The organism is Microbacterium jejuense, from assembly GCF_039544225.1.
Lineage (GTDB): Bacteria > Actinomycetota > Actinomycetes > Actinomycetales > Microbacteriaceae > Microbacterium > Microbacterium jejuense.
Window position 1 is genome coordinate 79,512 of sequence record NZ_BAABLG010000006.1, and the last position, 18,680, is coordinate 98,191.

Annotated in this window: 11 protein-coding genes; all 11 read left to right on the forward strand. The window is 73.3% G+C overall.

All coding sequences use genetic code 11. The annotated features are described in order from the left end of the window. Nucleotides 1–113: 113 nt before the first annotated feature. Nucleotides 114–1,202, forward strand: a complete 1,089-nt coding sequence (locus ABEA46_RS12575) for an ABC transporter (protein ID WP_345544900.1) — start codon at nucleotides 114–116, stop codon at nucleotides 1,200–1,202. Nucleotides 1,203–1,320: 118 nt separating this feature from the next. Beyond that, on the forward strand, nucleotides 1,321–1,866 hold the full coding sequence (locus tag ABEA46_RS12580; protein WP_345544901.1) for a hypothetical protein: 546 nt from the start codon (nucleotides 1,321–1,323) through the stop codon (nucleotides 1,864–1,866). Between the two features lie 74 nt (nucleotides 1,867–1,940). Beyond that, nucleotides 1,941–2,600, forward strand: a complete 660-nt coding sequence (locus ABEA46_RS12585; RefSeq protein ID WP_345544902.1) for a spermidine/putrescine ABC transporter substrate-binding protein — start codon at nucleotides 1,941–1,943, stop codon at nucleotides 2,598–2,600. 153 nt (nucleotides 2,601–2,753) lie between these two features. Next, nucleotides 2,754–3,902: a serine/threonine-protein kinase gene (locus ABEA46_RS12590; protein ID WP_345544903.1), complete on the forward strand. Its 1,149-nt coding sequence runs from the start codon at nucleotides 2,754–2,756 to the stop codon at nucleotides 3,900–3,902. Next, the gene (locus ABEA46_RS12595) at nucleotides 3,902–10,306 is read left to right on the forward strand and encodes an Ig-like domain-containing protein (RefSeq protein WP_345544904.1); all 6,405 of its coding nucleotides are present in this window, start codon (nucleotides 3,902–3,904) and stop codon (nucleotides 10,304–10,306) included. Before ABEA46_RS12590 ends, ABEA46_RS12595 begins: the two co-directional genes overlap by 1 nt. Nucleotides 10,307–10,393: 87 nt before the next feature. Further along, nucleotides 10,394–11,359: an AAA family ATPase gene (locus ABEA46_RS12600; protein ID WP_345544905.1), complete on the forward strand. Its 966-nt coding sequence runs from the start codon at nucleotides 10,394–10,396 to the stop codon at nucleotides 11,357–11,359. Next, nucleotides 11,356–12,762, forward strand: coding sequence for a DUF58 domain-containing protein (locus ABEA46_RS12605; RefSeq protein ID WP_345544906.1), 1,407 nt, complete (start codon nucleotides 11,356–11,358; stop codon nucleotides 12,760–12,762). Before ABEA46_RS12600 ends, ABEA46_RS12605 begins: the two co-directional genes overlap by 4 nt. Continuing rightward, the gene (locus ABEA46_RS12610) at nucleotides 12,759–15,407 is read left to right on the forward strand and encodes a transglutaminase TgpA family protein (protein WP_345544907.1); all 2,649 of its coding nucleotides are present in this window, start codon (nucleotides 12,759–12,761) and stop codon (nucleotides 15,405–15,407) included. The genes ABEA46_RS12605 and ABEA46_RS12610 overlap by 4 nt, the downstream gene beginning before the upstream one ends. After that, nucleotides 15,404–17,011 carry a DUF5684 domain-containing protein gene (locus ABEA46_RS12615; RefSeq protein WP_345544908.1) on the forward strand — a complete coding sequence of 536 codons (1,608 nt, stop codon included), beginning with the start codon at nucleotides 15,404–15,406 and terminating at the stop codon, nucleotides 17,009–17,011. The genes ABEA46_RS12610 and ABEA46_RS12615 overlap by 4 nt, the downstream gene beginning before the upstream one ends. Further along, nucleotides 17,008–17,763 (forward strand): hypothetical protein, encoded by a 756-nt coding sequence (locus tag ABEA46_RS12620; RefSeq protein ID WP_345544909.1) that lies wholly within the window; start codon nucleotides 17,008–17,010, stop codon nucleotides 17,761–17,763. Before ABEA46_RS12615 ends, ABEA46_RS12620 begins: the two co-directional genes overlap by 4 nt. Before the next feature lie 16 nt (nucleotides 17,764–17,779). Next, a partial coding sequence (locus ABEA46_RS12625) for an RDD family protein (RefSeq protein WP_345544910.1) occupies nucleotides 17,780–18,680 on the forward strand: 901 nt, incomplete at its 3' end.

An 18,680-nucleotide genomic window follows, 5' to 3' on the forward strand; every position in this document is an offset into this window, starting at 1 on the left:
CCGCGCGGCCTCAGGGCGTCCGCGCCGCGCCCGGCACGCCTGCGTGGCATGCGCGAGGCCACGGGCTACTGTCGCACTGCGGGGCACCGGCCCCGACGTGAGGAGTGCTGACGATGAGTGACCCCAAGTCGTCCTACGGCGAGCCCGTCGAAGAGCCCGGCGGTGTCGACGACGTCGTCGGTCGCGCGAACGAGGGCCTTGCCGAGGCAGAGGCCGCGGGACGCGGCGCCGAGGCTTCCGGCACGTCAGGACCCGAGGCCCCGGCCGACGGCGAGGCCGTCACAGATTCGGCCGTCGAGGCCGACGCCGACGCCACGGCCGACGGGGCAGCGGCTCCCGCCGAGTCCACCGATGCGCAGCCCGTCGCGACGCCCGCACCGTCCGTCCCGTCCGAGACCGCGACCGGGTCCGAGCCGGCGCCTGCTGCCGCAGAGCCCGACCCGTGGGACTCGGCGGAGGCGGCATCCCTCGACATCCCCGCCGCGACCGCGGCCGACACCGCGGTGTACTCGTCGGCCGCCGACGAGTCCCCGACCGTCGTCGACGCGCCGGTCGTCGACGCGCCGGTGGCCGAGGCGCCGGTCGTCACCCCGAGCGAACCGGTGGTGGCCGAGGCCGCGACGGTCGCGGCCGCCCAGCCGATCTTCGTGCAGGCCCCCGAGGCGCCGCGCCCTCGCGGCAACCGCGCCGCGGCAGGCGCCATCGGCCTGCTCGCAGCCCTCGCCTTCGCCGTCCTCTACCTCGCGCTCGGCCTCGGCGTCCGCGCCATCGAGGGCGACGTGACCGGCGAGAACATCGGCACGACGGTCGTCGACGCGCTCCGCACGTGGTCGCTGTGGGTGCCGGTCGTCGTGTTCTTCCTCGCGTTCTGGCTGCTCGGGGCGATCATCAATCGCGGCCGCTGGGGCGCATGGGTGATCTTCGGCCTGCTCGTCGGCGCCGCGGCCTACGGCGGCCACATCCTCGGCGCGCTGTTCCAGGCGCCGTTCTGGGAGCTCACCGCGAGCGAGGGCTCCGACCTGGCCGAGAGCCAGCTGCTGACCCCGCTCGCGTTCGGGGCCTTCGTGATCGGCCGCGAGCTGACGATCTGGTTCGGAGCCTGGGCCGCGGCGCGCGCGAAGCGCGTCACCGAGCTCAACATCGAGGCGCAGCGCGAGTACGAGCGCACGCTCGAGGCGGGGCCGCAGCTGATCCGCCCGTAGCAGCGCACCACGAGACCGGGCAATCCCGTCGAGACCGGTGACACCGTCACCTGCCTCGGCGGGATTCCGCTGTGTCGGCGCCCGGTCCCGGGCGGCCGCGCCGACGTACCCTGGAGGTATGGCCGCCGACGGAACCCCGGGAGCGTCAGGCGGGCCGGTGCGCCCGCCGGTCGCGCTCGCCTTCGCGACGATCGGCTTCGCGGCCCTCGTGATCTTCGGGTTCGGCATGGTGAGCCTCTCGACCGGCGAGGACGTCATCGCGACTCCCGGCCTCGGCCAGATCCCCGGCATCGTCGGCGTGATCCTCGCGGTGCTCGCCTTCGCGGGCGGACTGTGGACCTCGATCGCGAACGCCGGCGAGCGAGTGGATGCCGCCGCCCCGGCGGCATCCGGCGACCGAGGCCGCCGGCATCCTTCGTTCTGGGGAGTCGTGTGGACGACGGCTGCCGCGTTCCTCGCCTATGTCGGGGGGGTGTGGTTCGGCGCTGTCGCCACCGGCGCCGACCTGGCCGTCGCGACCGGCGTCGCCGGACGCCTGGCGACATCGTGGTTCGGCGCGGTCGTCGCGGGCGCGGCATTCGTCAGCGCGTGGGCCGGCATCGCCCTGGTGCGCACGCGCGCGCACCGGCCGCGGTGGCCGTGGGAGGACCCCCGCGAGCCCTGACCCCGCACGCCCGGCCGCTGCGACGGACGAACGGAATGGGGGCGCGGGAGGATGCCTCGTACTACCGTGGGACCGTGGAGCGGTCGCTCGAGACCCAGGTCAGCCAGGCGGTGGACGCCTGGCTCGTGTGGCTGCCCCGCTGGGAGCCCGCCACGCATCGCGGTCGCACGGCGCCGTGCCGCCGCTGCTTCGGGTCGCCCGTGCTGTCGGCCGCGGGTCTCGGCGCCGACGTCCCGCACGGCGTGCAGCACGGCCTCTCGACGCGCATGAAGACGATCGTCGACCGGGCGGTGGCCGAGTACACGGCGCTGAACCTCCCCATGCTGCAGGCCGAGCTCGACCAGCAGGCGACCCGCAACCGGGCTCGCAGCTATCGTCCGAGCGAGGGGCTCGACCCGGAGTTCGAGGGCCTGCCGCTGGATCCCGATCCCGTGCCCGGCGCCCCGTTCCTGTTCACGATCGCGGGGCTGGCCGAAGAGGCCGACGCGGGCGTGCCGGCGCTGCCGCCGCTGACCGACGAGGCCAAGGCCGCGCTGCGCCAGGAGGTCGGGCTCGCCGACGACTACGCCAACATGGTCGGCCGTGAGGTCTGCACCATCCTGCTGCACCACCGGCTGCGGATCCAGGCCGCCGTCGCGGAGTACGTCGAGCCCCAGATCGAGGCGATGCTCGCCGATCTGACGCGGTCGCTCGACGCCCCGTTCGACCCGCATGAGCCCGACGAGTTGGACTGAGTCCAGCAATGCGCCCGTGAGTCCACGCTCCCACGGGATACCCGGGTACCCCGTGGCACGTTGTCAGAGTCGATTTTGTTAGGCTAGCCAGGTTTGTTGCCGCGCCTGGGGCGTGCACAGAGACACAGTTGTTTTTCGGATCGGGGAGGTGCGGTGGCCACACGGCTTCCCTCGGCACCCCCGATCCTTCCGGGCCTCGCCTACATCCGCCCGCTCGGCTCCGGCGGTTTCGCCGATGTCTACCTGTACGAGCAGGACATGCCCCGCCGCAACGTCGCGGTCAAGGTCATGCCGAGCGACGTGCGCGATCCCGAGCTGCGGCGCATGTTCAACGCCGAGGCGGACGTGCTCGCCCATCTCTCGGCGCACCCCTCGATCGTCACCGTCTACCAGGCGAGCATCTCGGCCGACGGCCGGCCGTACATCGTCATGGAGTTCTGCCCCGGTTCGCTGTCGCAGCGGTACCGCGTCGAGCGGATGCCGGTGGACGAGGTGCTGGTGATCGGTGTGCGCATGGCCAGCGCGCTGGAGTCGGCGCACCGTGCCGGGCTCATCCACCGCGACGTGAAGCCGAGCAACATCCTCGTCACGACCTTCGGGACCCCCGTGCTCGCGGACTTCGGCATCTCGGCGTCGTTGCAGCGGCGAAGCGGTGGCGAAGTGCTCGCGATGTCGATCCCGTGGAGTGCGCCGGAGGTCGTCGCCGAGCAGACCAGCGGCACCGTCGCGAGCGAGGTGTGGAGCCTCGGTGCCACGGTGTACTCGCTGCTGGCCGGGCACAGCCCCTTCGAGCGACGCGAGCGCGGACAGAACACGAAGGACCTCCTGCGCCGCCGCATCGCGCGTGCGGCCTATGTCGAGATCCCGCGGCACGAGGTGCCCGCCTCGCTGCAGGCGGTGCTCGCCACGGCGATGAACCGCGATCCCGCGCGCCGCTACGACTCGGCCCGCGCGCTCGGTGAGGCGCTGCGCTCGGTGCAGGCCGAGCTCGGTCTGTCGCCCACGCCGCTGGAGATCCCCGACGCGGAATGGTCGCCGGCATCCGCTCCCGTCGACTTCGCCGACTCGGGCCTGCGCGGTCCCGCCCGCTCGCGGGTCGAGCGCGACCTCACCCGCAAGTCGCGCGCGGGCACCGGGGTCGCCGGGCTCGCCCGCGACGAGGACACCGAGATCTCCGCCCCCGCCCGCCGTCGCGGCGGCGGCGGCCCCAGCGTGCTGCCCTGGGTGATCGGCATCGGCGCGGGCCTCGTGGTCGGTGCGGGCGCGGTCGTGGTCACGCTCGTGGCGGCGGGGGTGCTGTGATGGCCGGCAGTCGCGGCCCGATGCGTCGCGGCACGCTGTTCGGGCTCGTCGCCGCCGGCGCCGTGGTGGCCGCCGTCATCGGTGTGAGCGTCGTGTGGCCGGGCCTCGACGCGCAGGAGACCCCCGACGTCGACACCGCGGTGTGGGCGCTGCAGACCGGCGAGGGGCGCCGCTACGCGCGCGTCAACACGTCGGTGGGCGAGCTCGACACCGTCCGCAGCATCAGCAACCCCGACCAGGTGGTGCAGACCGGCGACGGCGCCTACCTGTTCAGCGACAGCTACAGCACCGTGACGCGCATCGACGAGTCGATGCCCGCAGACCTCGACGAAGAGGCGCTGCAGACGTCGGAGAAGACTCCGGCCGGAACCACCGAGGTCGTCACCGCGGGCGACTTCGCCGCCTACCTCACCGATTCCGGCGCCGTGTACGCCGGCCGGCTCTCGGGCGGCCCCGCCGGCAAGCTCGATCCCTTCCCGTCGGACGACGAGAACGCGCCGCAGTACACCGCCGACGCCATTGCGATCGACACCCGCGGCATGCTGTTCGCCTACTCGCGCGCCGACGGCTCGGTGCTGCGCTACAGCGTCCGCGACGGCGAGGTGCGTGGCCGCGACGCCCTCGACCCCGAGGGCCTCACGATGCCGGCGATCACGGCGGCGGGCGATACGTGGGCGGTCGTCGACACCGAGGACGGCGATGTGTGGCTTCGCGGTCAGGATGCCGCATCCCGGGCGCCGATGACGAGCACCGTCGTGGTCGGCACCCCCGACGCCGGCGGCACGAACGTGTACCTCGCCGACGACACCGCCCTCGTGCGCGTGCCCGTGGACGGATCCGACATGCAGGTCGAGGTCGGCGGCGGCAACGGCGCCGTCGTCGGCACCCCCGCCCAGCCCATCACCCACGACGGGGTGACGTACGCCGCATGGCTCGGCGAGGGCGAGACCGACGGACTCCTGTGGCGGTCGGGCGAGGGGACCGTGCCGCTCGACTACGACGGGCAGAGCATCGGCGACACCCGGCGCCCGGTGTTCGTGGCCAGCAGCACCGCCGTCATCCTGAACGAGACGCGGTCGGGCTGGGCGTGGTCCGTTCCCGACGGCGCGCTGATCCCGTCCAGCCAGGACTGGAGCCTCGACGACCGCACCGACCCCGACGCGGTGCCCAGCGACGACCAGCTGCAGGTCGTGCTGGATCCCAAGCCTCCGGTCGCCGAGCCCGACGCCTTCGGTGTGCGCGCCGGTGCGCTGGCGACGCTGCCCGTGCTGCTGAACGACCACGATCCGAACGAGGACGTGCTGACGATCGACCCTGCGTCCGTCAACGGGCTCGACCCCGCGTTCGGCACGGTGGCGGTCACCGACGACGGCCAGCGCTTCGCCGTCCAGGTGGCGCCCGGCGCGAGCGGGTCGGCGACCTTCTCGTACGGCGTCACGGACGGGACGGCCGAGAACGGTCTGACGTCCGAGCCCACCACCGTCACGCTGACCGTGGCCGGCGCGGGCGCCGAGTCGGCTCCGGAGTGGTGCGGCGTCGACCGCTGCCTCGTGGAGTGGCCGCAGCCCGAGGTCGCGCTCGGCGGCACGGTCACGGTGCCGGTGCTCAACGGCTGGGTCGACCCCGAGGGCGACCCGCTCCTGCTGCTGTCGGTCGAGAACACTACGGGTGTGGGCAGCGTCGCCGCCACGCCCGGCGGCGACGTCGTGTACCAGCACAGCGACGACGGGCAGACCGGCGACCAGACGATCGAGCTCGCGGTGACGGTCGCCGACACGCAGGGCCAGACGGCGGTCAAGGCGCTGGTCGTGAAGGTGTCGGGGCAGCCGAAGCTCGCCGTCCAATCGTTCGCGGTGACCGACACGGTGGCCTCGAGTCTGACCGTCGACGTGGCAGACCATGTGACCGGGACGGCCGGAACGCTGTCGCTCGACTCGGTCCGCGTGCTCGACGACGCGGCGGCGACCGCGACGGTCGTCGGCGGGTCGACCTCGTTCGACTTCACCTCGAAGAGCCCCGGCACCTACCGGGTGGACTTCACTGTCACCGACGGCACGAGCGAGGCGAACGGCACGGCGCGCATCACGCTGCTTCCTGCCGATGCGCCCGCGCAGCTGGCCACGTCGCCCGTGGTCGCCTTCGTCCACCCGCGTGAGGATGCGACGCTCGAGGTCTTCGACGCGGTGTCGAACCCGACCCGCCGCGTGCTGCTGCTGAGCGACGTGGTCGCCCGCGCCGACGACGGCGCGACGCTGTCGGTGGACGCGGTCGGGCAGAACCACCTGCGCGTGTCGGGCACAACGGCCGACGGCAGCCCGGGGCGCCTCGGGACTGTCACGTACCTGGTCAGTGACGGCACCGAGGACGCCGGCTCGCGCGTGCAGGGGCAGGCGACGGTGTATCTGCTGCCGCCCGCACCCGAGCTCGCGCCGATCGCGGTCGACGACACCGTGGTCGTGCGCGCGGGAGCGCAGATCGACATCCCGGTCCTCGACAACGACATCTCGCCGGCCGGCGGACGCCCGACCCTGAACCCCGCATCGGTCGTCTCGTCGACGCCGGATGCGCTGGCCTTCGCCTCGGGCGACGTGCTGCGCTACCTCGCCCCCAGCGCACCGGGCGAGTACGGCGTGGACTACTCGGTGTTCACGACCGGATCGCCCTCGCTCGCCGACACCGCGACGGTGCGCGTCCAGGTCATCAACGACGACGCGAACCGTGCGCCGACCGCCGACACGATGGAGGGCCGCGTCCTCAGCGGCCAGTCCGCTCAGATCGACTTCGACGGTTTCGGCATGGACCCCGACGGCGACGTCGTGACGCTCGACAGCATCGTGGAGCAGCCGCAGCGCGGTGCCGCCACGATCGCCGCGGACGGGGCATCCATCCTGTACTCGAGCGTTCCCGGAGACAAGGGACAGGTCTCGTTCCGGTACCGCGTCGTGGATTCGTTCGGCGAGAGCGCCGAGGGCACGGTCCGCGTCGGGGTGCTCGACAGCGAGGCGAACCCGAGCCCGATCACCTACACCGACTACGTGCAGGTGCAGGCGGGCAAGGGCAACACGATCCGCGTGAGCCCGCTCTCGAACGACGTCGACCCGACGATGGGCGCGCTGAAGATCACCGACATCAGGCCCGACGTGCCCACTTCGCTGATGGACGGCAGCGCCAACCCCGACTACGCGCGGCTCGGCGAGCAGGTGCTCGACATCGACGACGCGACGGTCGTGATCGCCGCCGGTGAAGAGCCGACCACCATGTCGTTCCTGTACGACGTCGAGTCGACCTCGGGCAACACCGGCCGTGGTCTCATCGTGGTGAGGGTCGTGCGCGAGCGCGTGCCGGACTACCCGGTGGTCGCAGACACGAACCTCACGGTCGAGACGCGCGACGACTTCCCCCGCGGTGTCGACGTCCTCGAGGGCAAGGCGACGTGGTCGGGCGGCGACGTGAGCGATCTGACGGTGGCGCTGTGGGGCGAACCCGCCGGCGTGACGGTCGACGGCACGAAGCTGCGCGGCGAGCTGCCCGAGAAGACCCGCCTGATCCCGTTCGCCGTGACCGGCACCAGCGCGTCGGGCGAGGAGGTGACGTCGTACGGGTTCCTGCGCGTCCCCGGCGACGACGACCTCGCGCTGACGCTGCGCGCGGGGGCGACGACACCCACCGTCACCGAGCAGGAGTCGGTCTCGTTCGACATGGCGGATCTCGTCGCGCGGCCAAAGGGCACGAGCCTCGAGGTGGGCGCCGAGACCAAGTCGTCCGGCGCGCGCCCCGAAGCCGTGTGCACGCTCGAATCCGGCACGACGGTCCGCTACGACGCCGGGACGGGGGCGCCCTGGGTCGACGCGTGCCAGGTGCCCGTGCGCCTGGAGGGCAAGTCGGACTGGACCTACCTGTCGGTGCCGGTCACCGTCACTCCGCGCGACCCGCAGCCCGAGCTGCACCCCGCGTCGATCACGGTCGGCCCGGGCGAGACGTCGACATACGACCTGAAGACGATGACCACGTGGCAGCTGCGCGCGGACTGGGAGGGCATCGTCTACGCGACCGACTACGCCGGCAGCGCGTTCGAGGTCACGCAGGACGGCTCCACGCTCACGGTGACCGGCACCGATCGTGCCGTGCCCGGCTCGGAGGAGGTCGTGATCGTCTCGGTCACGAGCCACCCGGCCGTCGCCCAGGCCCGGCTCATCCTGCGCGTGGGCGCGGCGCCCTCGACGCTTCCGCAGGGCGGTTCGATCACGCAGCAGTGCACGCAGGCGTCGGGCTCGTCGTGCACGTTCACGGTGATCGGCGCGAGCGACGAGGTCAATCCGCTGCCGAACACGCCGCTCGAGCTCGTCGAGGTGCGCCCGACCGGCTCCTGTGCGGGTGTCGGATTCCAGGTGGCGTCCGCGACCGCGGTGACGGCGACCTGGACCGGCGACGCCCCGGGCGCCACCTGCACCGCCGCGTTCTCCGTGCGCGACGCGCAGGGCCGCGTGACGAGTTCGGAGCGCGACGGCCGCGTGCTGCTCGACCTGCTCGGCTACCCGAGGACGCCGGCGAGCGTCGTGCAGTCCTCGTACGCGAACGGCACCGTCACGCTGCGGGTCGACCCGGGCGAGTCGCGTCTGGCCTACCCGGCGCTGACGGGCTTCGTGATCCGCGTGGACGGCAAGGACGTCGCCGAGTGCGAGGCCGATGGGTCGTGCCCGCCGATCGAGGCCCCCAACGGCGAGCAGCGCACGTACGAGGCGTGGGCTGTCAACTCCGTCGGCGAGTCGAAGGGCAGCGTGCGCACCGTCGCGTGGGCGTACGACACGCCACCGGCGCCCTCGGGCGTGACGGCGGCGCCCGTGGTGACCGGCGACGGCAACGGCCAGGTCGTGTCGCTCACGATCAAGGGCGTCGACACCGCTTCCACGGGCAGCATCGAGATCCGCAGCGAGACCGGTGAGACGGTGCGGGTGCCGGTGAACGGCAACCGCAACACGATCGACGTGCCCTCGTATCGCATCGGCACCAACCGCGCGACCATCGTCACGATCACGCCCTACTCGCGCTTCGACATCCCTGCGGGTCTCGCCGGTGTCGCGTCGGGCGGCACCGTGACCGTGACGACGAACGGCGTCGGCGAGCCGCAGTCACCTGCTTTGACGTTGGAGTCGAAGTCCAACGGTGACGGGAAGTCCACCATCACGGCGACGGGGACCGCGATCGCAGGCGGCGACGGCTCGAAGCTGCGCTACGGCTTCGTGCCCGAGGGGCAGCGATGCGTCGCCGACGGCGGGCCGTCCAAGACCTTCACCGTCGACGACGGCACGGAGTACACGTACCGCATGTGCGTCGAGTCCGTCTGGGGCGACCGCTCGTACGGGCGCGCCGAAGACAGCGAGACCGTGCAGGCCCGCCAGTCCGGCGACGCGCCGTCGGGCTGGACGTTCGCGGTGGATGCCACACCGAATGTGAGCGACGGGCACGCCGAGTGGGTGATCCGCAGCGATCCCGCGTCGAAGGAGAAGGTCCCCAACAACAACCACGTCGAGTTCTCGGGGTGGAACGGCAGCACGACGGTGATCGGCAGCGACCCCGGCATCCAGGTGCGCTACGTGCACGACAGGTGGCCCATCGCGACCGACTGGTCGGCGGTGACGCCCAAGTCGGGCAGCGCGCCGTACCAGGTGCAGGCGACGTGGGGGATCACCTCGTGCGTGGGCGGCGGGACGATCACCGCGGCCGGGCAGTCCACCGACTCGAAGGCGAAGTTCACGTTCGACTACTCGGCTGCGCGCTACTTCAGCAAGCGGGGCAAGGACATCACTGACACCGCCGATCGCACGAAGGTCCCGGCCGGTGCGGCGTATGTCACCGGCGTGAGTGTCACGGTGGACTGGAGCGGCGCAGACTGGGGTCTTTCGCGGGTCAAGGGCGCCGAGCTGTCACGGGCCGAGTGCTCGTCGGTCGAACCGCTGCCGACGGGCGTCGTCGCCGGCGACCCCGGCCACTTCGTCTCGGACTTCGACCGGATCCCGGGCAACCTCAACGAGCTGCGCGGCATGGGCGCGCTCGGTCAGTCCGCTGCGTGGGTCCCGGGACAGTACGTGGAGCTGGGCGACCGGTCCAAGGCGTACTGGGACGGCGGTGAGTGGCAGAGCGGTCGAGCGCCGGAGCCGCTGCCGACGGGAGTGGTGGCCGGCAAGCCTGGCCACTTCGTCTCGGAGTACGAGCGGATTCCGCAGAACCTCGACGAGCTGCGCGGGATGGGCGCGCTCGGGCAGACCACGATCTGGGCCAAAGGCCAGTACGTGCGACTGGGCAACTGGGACACCGCCTACTGGGACGGCGCTGCCTGGCAGCGCGGCAGTTCACCGGGCGCCCCTGAACCCGAGCCCGATCCCGACCCCACAACGACCCCCTGATCCCGGGCTGCACCCACACCGGCCGCCGGCATCCACCTCCCCCCAGACGAACCGCACACGACCCCCACACCAGAGGAACCACACGACATGACCATCACGCAGGAGCAGGCCGACTGGTTCGCGCAGACGTTCCGGCAGATCGCCGACAACGTCGAGCGGGCTGTGCTCGGCAAGCGTCACGTCGTCGAACTCGTGCTGACCGCGATGCTGAGCGACGGGCACGTGCTGCTGGAGGACGTCCCCGGCACCGGCAAGACCTCGCTCGCGCGCGCCATGGGCCAGTCGGTGCAGGGGTCGAACACCCGCATCCAGTTCACCCCCGACCTGCTGCCGAGCGACATCACGGGTCTGAGCGTCTACGACCAGAAGGAGGGCGTGTTCGAGTTCCACGCGGGCCCGGTCTTCGCCAACATCGTGCTGGCCGACGAGATCAACCGCGCGAGCCCGAAGACGCAGTCGGCGCTGCTGGAGGTCATGGAGGAGGGACGCGTCACGATCGACGGCGTCTCGCGCCCGGTCGGCGTGCCGTTCCTCGTGCTGGCGACGCAGAACCCCGTCGAGCAAGCGGGCACCTACCGTCTGCCCGAGGCGCAGCTCGACCGCTTCATGATGCGCACGTCGCTCGGCTATCCCGACCACGCCGCGACCGTCCGGATCCTCGACGGCGCGGCTGTCGCGACCGCCGAGCTGACCCCGATCATCACGCCGCAGGCCCTCGTCGGCATGGCCGACCTCGGCGCCCAGGTGTACGTCGACGCCCTCGTGCTGGACTACATCGCGCGCCTGGTCGACAGCACGCGCACCGCTGACGAGGTGCGTCTGGGCGTCAGCATCCGCGGCGCCCTCGCGCTCACGCGGGCCGCCCGCACGCGTGCCGCCTCGCAGGGCCGCACGTACGCGACGCCCGACGACGTCAAGGCGCTCGCGGTGCCGGTGCTCTCGCACCGCCTGATCCTGCACCCCGAGGCCGAGTTCGACGGCGTCACGCAGGAGACCGTCGTCGGACAGGTGCTGCTCGACGTCGCCCCGCCCTCACGCCGCGAGACCGCATGACCCTCGAAGAGTCGCGGCTCACCCGCACCGTCCACTCCACCGGCACCGCCGGTCGCACCGGCGCGTCCGGACGCACGCACGTCACCTCGACGAGCACCGCGTTCGGCACCACCGGGCGGTCGCGGCGGTCGCGCGCGTTCGTGCGCGCCGCCGTGTGGTGGACGGGTGTGTGGCGCGCCACCGGCTCGGGGGTCACGTCGGCGGCCGAGTGGGCCGCCGGCACCATCCGCCCTGCGGGTGCGCTGGTCGCGTTCGCGGCGACGGTGGGCCTCGTGCTCGGGATGCTGTTCGGCTGGGTCGAGTGGATGGTCGCGGGGGCGGCATCCCTGGTCCTGCTCGTGGCGGCGATCCCGTTCCTGTTCGGGGCCCGCTCGTACGACGTGGACCTGACGCTCACGCACGAGCGGGTCGTGGCCGGTGACGACGTCGCCGGCGAGATCGTGGTGCGCAACGACGGCCACCGCCTGTCGCTGCCGGGCCGCATCGACATCCCGGTGGGTGCGGGGCTCGTGGAGTTCGGCGTGCCGCTGCTGCGGCCGGGGCACCACATCTCGCAGCCGCTGGACATCCCCGGCATGCGTCGCGGCGTGGTCACCGTGGGCCCCGCGACGACGGTCCGCAGCGACCCCATCGGCCTGCTGCGCCGCGAGCACGCGTTCGAGGACGTGCATGAGGTGTTCGTGCATCCGCGCACGACCTCGCTGCCGTCGACGAGTGCCGGCCTCATCCGCGACCTCGAGGGCAGCCCGACGCGGCGGCTCGTCGACGCCGACATGTCGTTCCACGCGATCCGCGAGTACGCGCCGGGCGACTCGCGCCGGCAGATCCACTGGAAGTCGACAGCCAAGACCGGGCGACTGATGGTGCGGCAGTACGAGGAGTCCCGCCGCTCGCGCATGGCCGTCGTGCTGGGTGTCGCCGAGGGCGAGTACGCCGACGCCGACGAGTTCGAACTGGCCGTCTCGTGCGCCGCGTCGCTCGGTCTGCGCGCCGTTCACGACGCCCGCGACGTGCAGATCGTGGTCGGCTCCGAGATCCCGCGCGTGGTGCGCGGCCGGCTGCGCGCGATCCGGCACATCCCGTCGGTGGCGCCGCGGCCGATGCTCGACGGCTTCAGCGGCGTCGACATGCTCGAGAGCACCATGCCGGTCGGCGACGTGTGCCGCCTGACCGCCGAGTCGGGCGAGCGTCTGTCGATCGCGTTCGTCATCGTGGGCTCGCGCGTGCCGCTCACGCGCCTGCAGCAGGCCGCGCTCGCGTTCCCCGCCGGCACCGAGGTGGTGGGGCTCATCTGCGACGAGCGCGCCCACCCGCGCATGCAGCCCGTGTCGGGCATGACGGTGCTCACCGTCGGCACCCTGGACGACCTCGCCGGCCTGCTGCTGAGGGGGGCGACCTCGTGAGCGACGGCATGGCAGCGGGCGTCGGCGTTCCGGGCGGTCAGGCTCCGGGCACCGGTGTTCCGGGCGCCCCGGCGCCGGGCACCGGCGGCGTTCCCGTCAATGGCGGACGACGGGATGCCGGCGGCCCGGCGACGGGGGCCGTCACGGCATCGGCCCCCCGGCGCTTCGTTCCGCGCATCGCGGCGGGAGTCGCCTTCGCGGTGCTCATCGTCGTGGTCGCCGCGGTGGCCGCGTGGCCGATCTACCGGTCCCTGAACTTCGTGGTGCTCGTCGCGGCGGGCGCTCTCCTGGGCGGCGGCATCGCCGCGGTCGCGTGGTGGCGGCGGTGGAACGCCGCGATCGTCGCGGGTGTGATCGCCGTGACGCTGCTGCTGGTCGGCGTCCCCCTCGCGGTGCCGTCGCGCCTGGGAGGGGTGTCCGAGCTGCTGCGGGGCCTCATCGAGCTCGGCAACGGACTCGTCTTCGCGTGGAAGGACCTCGTCACCGTCGAGCTGCCCGTCGGCTCGTACCGCAACCTGCTCGTGCCCGCCCTCGTGGTGTTCCTCATCGGCACGTGCCTCGTCCTGCTGCTCGCGTGGCGCGACGACGGGGCCGCACTGCTCGCAGTTCCCGTGGGGCTGGCGATGGTGTCGTTCGGCCTGTTCTTCGGGCGGACGACGGTGAGCGCGCCCTGGCGGATCGGCCCGGTGACCCTGTACGCGCCGGTCGAGACCGCGATCGGCATCGCGGGGCTCCTCGCGTGCCTGCTGTGGCTCGCGTGGCGCACCCACGACCAGCGCCTGCGGGCGCTGCAGCGGGCTGCGGCATCCAGCGGGGTCCGCATCTCGCGCAAGCCGACCGGCGCCGACCGGCGCCGCACGGTGCTCGGCACCGGCATGGTCGTGGGCGCGCTCGTGATCGCGATCGCCGTCGTGCCGTACGCGGCACGCGGTGCGGACCGCGACGTGCTGCGCTCGGCCGTCGGTCCCGACATCGACCTGTCGGCAGAGGTGAGCCCGCTCGCCCAGTACCGCTCGCTGTTCGCCGACGACCGCGCCGCCGACGTGCTCTTCACTGTCGAGGCGGGGCCGGGCACGCTGCCCGACCGCGTGCGGATCGCGACGCTCGACGCGTACGACGGCGAGGTGTTCCGCTCCGGCGGCGAGGGCGCCGTCGACGCCGGGCGCTTCGTCCGCGTGCCGTCGACGCTCGACGCGGGGGCCGGTGACGAGGTCACGCTGCGGGTCGAGATCGGCACATGGGACGAGATCTGGATGCCGACGGCCGGCCGCCTGCAGTCGGTGGACTTCTCGGGCGACAGGTCGGCATCGCTCGCCGACCGGTTCTACTACAACGCCGCCGCGGCGGCCGGCGTGCAGACCTCGGGCGGCGGCCTCACGGCCGGCGACTCGTATGTCGTGCACGCGGTGACGCCGAAGATCGAGGACCTCGAGAGCCTCGAGGCGCCGGGCAGCCCGGGCGGTGTCTCGGCGCCGGACAGCCTGCGCGCGTGGATGGATGCGCACGCGTCAGGGTCGGGCGGCACGGAGCTCGCCGGACTCGTGAAGCTGCTGCGCGAGCGCGGCTACCTCAGCCACGGGCTCACCGAGGGCGAGTCCGCCCCGGTGTGGACCGAGGCGCTGGGCGACTACGCCTTCCAGCCCAGTGCGTCGGGGCACTCGCTCGCCCGCATCGACACGATGTTCTCGCGGCTGCTGGAGCGCGAGGCCGATCCTCGGGCCGAGGCATCCGGGAACTACGTCGCGGCCGTCGGCGACGACGAGCAGTTCGCCGTCGCCGTCGCGCTGATGGCCCGAGAGGTGGGCTTCCCGTCGCGCGTGGTGCTCGGCGCCCGCCTCCAGACGGCCGACCCCGCTCTGGCGACGTGCGACGACGGCGCGTGCCGCGCCGAGGACCTCACGGCCTGGACCGAGGTGCAGTCCGCCGACGGCACCTGGGTCGCGATCGACGTGTCGCCTCAGTACGCGCAGAGCCCCAGCCTCGACGTGACCGAGCAGCGCGACCCCGAGAACGTGACCGAGGTCCGGCCCGACTCGGTGCACGAGGTCGTGCCGCCGGACCCCACGCAGGAGGACTCCGGCTCCGACACCCAGGACGAGCAGCAGACCGCGGTCGACCTGGCCTGGCTGTGGCCGATCCTGCGCGTCGGCGGCATCACGCTGCTCCTGCTCGCGCTCGCGTTCGGGCCGTTCCTGGCCATCATCTGGGCGAAGGCGGGTCGCCGGCGCAAGCGCCGCCGCTTCGGCACTCCCGCCGACCGCGTCGCCGGCGGCTGGGACGAATACGTCGACGCGGCCCTGGACGCCGGACGCACAGCGGTGCCGGCATCCACTCGCAGTGAACTCGCCGCGGCGTTCGCGACGCCCGCCGGCGCCGACCTCGCACGCGACGCCGACCGGGCGGTGTTCTCGCCCGCGGCGATGTCGGGCGAGGATGCGGAAGGCTACTGGCGTGCCATCGACACGGAGCGCCGGGAGCTCCGTCGGGAGAACGGGTTCTGGCGCGGAGCCCGCGCAACCGTATCGTTGAGATCGTTGCTCCGCCCGCTGAGGTCCGGATCCGCTTCGCGCACCCGATCCGCCGAGAAGGCCCGACTTGCCGAAAGGGGGAGACGACGGGCCGAGCCCGTGCGTCCCACGCCATGAACGCCACCGATCCCACCGCCGCCCTCGTCGGGTCGCTGATCACCCTGTTGCTCTCCGCGGCGGTCTACGTCTGGATCGCGCTCGCGCTGTCCGCGGTGTTCCGCAAGTCCGGTGTCGAGTCGTGGAAGGCCTGGGTGCCCGTCCTCAACGCCGTCGTCGTGCTGCAGCTCGCGGGCATGTCGGGCTGGTGGCTGCTGCTCATCTTCTTCCCGGTGCTGGGAGCCATCGCGCTCGTCGTCGTGTTCGTGTTCGCCGTCTATCGCGTCAGCGTCGCCTTCGGGTACGGCGCCGGCATGACGGTGCTGGGCGTGCTGGTGTTCCCGGTGTGGGCCTCGGTGATCGGCTGGGGGAGTGCGCGCTGGGTCGGACGAGAAGTGGATGCCGCCTCCCGGCGTGCGGCCGAGGCCGCCGCCGGCCTGCCCCCGCTGCCCCCGTTCCCCACTCCCGTCGCGCGGTCCGGTGCCCCGGCCGCGTTCCCCGCGCCCGTCGCGACCGACCCTGCCGTGAGCGGGTTCGCGCCGCCGCCGGCGTACACGCCTCCCGCGGCTGCTCCGGCTCCTGCGGCCGTCGAGCCCGTGGCTCCTTCTGTCGCTGCTCCCGTCGCTTCGGCCGTGGCGCCGGCGCCCGCGCCCGCGTCCGAGCCGGCGCCGGCCGCGCCCACCGACACTCCGGCCGCCGGGGCTGTCGTCGTGCCTCCGCCCGGGGGCTGGACGCCGCCGCCGCTGCCGGGGCGCCCGGTGTCGGCGGCTGCCGCCGAGGCGGCGCTGGACGGCCTGCCCGCTGAGAGCGCGCCCACGGGTGGGGACGCGTCCGGCGACGCGGATCCGTGGCAGGGCTTCGCGCTGGACACCACCGACCGCAGCGCCGAGGTGACCGGGGCGTTCACCGGCGCCCCTGCCCCGATCTCGGCGGTGCCGGCCTCGGGCCCCGAGGGCGTCCCGGCGGTTCCGACCGCGTACGAGATCCCGCCCGAGGCGTATGCACCGCGTCCGTCGACCCAGCCCCCCGGCGAGGGCATCATGCGTCCGCCGGTGACCGATGTGCCGCTGCCGGCGATCACCGGCGACGACCGCGAGCCCTGGGCCCCGGCGCATTCGCCGATGGCGGAGTCCGAAGCGTTCCCTGAGGCCTCCGGCCCCGTATCGGCCGTCGCGGGCGTGGCGGATGCCGGCATCCCGTATTCGGCGCGCTCGTCGGTGTCGGCCCAGCACGGCCGCCCCGAGCTCCCCGACGAGGACGACTCCTTCGACGAGACGGTCATCGCGCGCCGCAAGCGCACCGACTGGACGCTCATCCCGCCGGCAGGCGACCCCATCGCCCTCACGGCGGACGTCGTGATCCTCGGACGCCGCCCGTCGGCCGACGCGGAGCGCCCCGGCGCGCAGCTCGTGTCGATCCACGACGGCACGGTCTCGAAGACGCACGCGCGGCTGCAGCTGCGCGACGACAAGTGGTACGTCGTCGACCTCGACTCGACGAACGGCGTGCTGTTCTCGACAGTGATGGGCACCGAGGTCGAGGCGACCCCGGGCGAAGAGGTCGAGGCGGGTGAGCGCTTCCTGCTGGGCGACGCCGAGATCCGGCTGCAGCGGAGCGACGTGTGATCCTCCCCGACGACGAGCTGACGCATCGCGTGACGCCGCCCGACGCCGACGACGCGCCGGACGAGGCGACGGTGCTGTCGGTTCGGCGGAGCCCGGCGCCCGACGTCGACGAGGCCACGGTGCTGTCGGCCCGGCGTGCGCCTGCTGCGGAGCCCGACGTCGACGAGGCCACGGTGCTGTCGGCACGGCGTGCGCCTGCTGCGGAGCCCGACGTCGACGACCGCACCGTGCTGTCGGCCCGGCGCGTGTCGGAGCCGGAGCCCGACGTCGACGAGAACACGGTGCTCGCTCCATCGCGCCGCACCGCGCCCGTCGACGAAGACCTCGACGCGACCTCGATAGCCGGCCGTCGCCCCACGACGGCCGAGGGCTTTCCGAACCCCCCGGCATCGGCCGAGACCCGCACCGCGGGCGGGACGACCATCGAGGAGCGCACCGACGACACCGTGCTGCGATCGGTGCGCCGCGCGGCTCCGGCCGGTCCGCCCGCGGGGCCTGATCCGGCCGAGCTGCGCCGGACGGCCTACGTGCCCACCGGCGAGACGCCCGACCGCCGGGCGCCGAGGACGACCGGTCCCGCGATGGCCAGCCGCGCGCAGACCGCCTCACCGCCGTCCGCCACGCCCCCGCCCGCCCCCGACGGGATCGCGTCACGCCGACGACGCGATCGCCGCCGGCTGCTGATCGTCGCCGTCGTGGTCGCCGTGGTGCTCGTCGCCGCCGTCGTCGCACTGGTGCTGCTGCTGATCTGAACCATCGAGGAAGCCGATGACCCTCCCCGCATCCGTCCCCCCTCCTCCCGTCGCCGTTGTCCGCTCCGAGGACGCCGCCGCGCTCGGCATCGTGCCCGCGGCACCCGGCATCCGGTCGGTCGCGTTCACGATCGACGCGGGCATCTGGATCCTGCTGGCCTCGCCCGCCGTCGTCGGCGCGGTGATGCTGCTCGCCGGTGACACCTCGTTCGTCGCGCCGCTGCTGATCCTCATCGGCACGGTGCTGCCGCTGCTGTTCGGTCTGCTCCAGCTCATCCTGCACGGGCGCCGCGGCGTCACCGCCGGCAAGGCTGCGATGCGGCTGCGTTCGATCGACGTCGACGACCTCGGCCGCGCCGGATTCTGGCGCGTCGCGCTCCGGGCGCTCGTGCTGTGGGCGAGCGGGATCGTGCCGCTCGTCGGCCCCGCCCTCATGTTCGCGTCCGGGCTGTGGGATCCGCAGCGGCGGGGGCGCAGCATCCTGGACCGCGTCGGCGGATGCTGGGTGATCGACGCGCGCGCCGGACTCGACCCGTTCGATGCCAAGGCGCTGCGGCAGGCCCGCCGGGCCGCCGCCGGGCGCCCCGACCAGAGCGAGGAGCTGCCCTCGATGGCCAGCGACGCGGATGCCGCCACAGCGCTGCGGATCCCCGGCTCACGGTCGCGCGCCGGCGTCGTCGGGCCGGGCAGCACCGGCGCCCAGTGGGAGGCTGTCGCGGACGGCGTGGACGCGAGCGTCATCGCGCAGGTGCCGGGTGCCGCCGCGGTCGCGCACGCAGCGACCGGCCTCGTGACCGGCGCCCCCGGCGTCGCAGCGGCGAACCCTGCAGCCCCGCCGCCGACCGCCGCCGCGGCACCGGCCCCCGCGCCGGCTCAGGCCGCCGCGCAGGCACAGGCCTCCGCGCCGCCGCAGGCCC

Coding starts and splice junctions, on each gene's coding strand:
- ABEA46_RS12575 (WP_345544900.1), top strand. CDS start 114: ATGAGTGACCCCAAGTCGTCCTACGGCGAGCCCGTCGAAGAGCCCGGC.
- ABEA46_RS12580 (WP_345544901.1), top strand. CDS start 1,321: ATGGCCGCCGACGGAACCCCGGGAGCGTCAGGCGGGCCGGTGCGCCCG.
- ABEA46_RS12595 (WP_345544904.1), top strand. CDS start 3,902: ATGGCCGGCAGTCGCGGCCCGATGCGTCGCGGCACGCTGTTCGGGCTC.
- ABEA46_RS12600 (WP_345544905.1), top strand. CDS start 10,394: ATGACCATCACGCAGGAGCAGGCCGACTGGTTCGCGCAGACGTTCCGG.
- ABEA46_RS12605 (WP_345544906.1), top strand. CDS start 11,356: ATGACCCTCGAAGAGTCGCGGCTCACCCGCACCGTCCACTCCACCGGC.
- ABEA46_RS12615 (WP_345544908.1), top strand. CDS start 15,404: ATGAACGCCACCGATCCCACCGCCGCCCTCGTCGGGTCGCTGATCACC.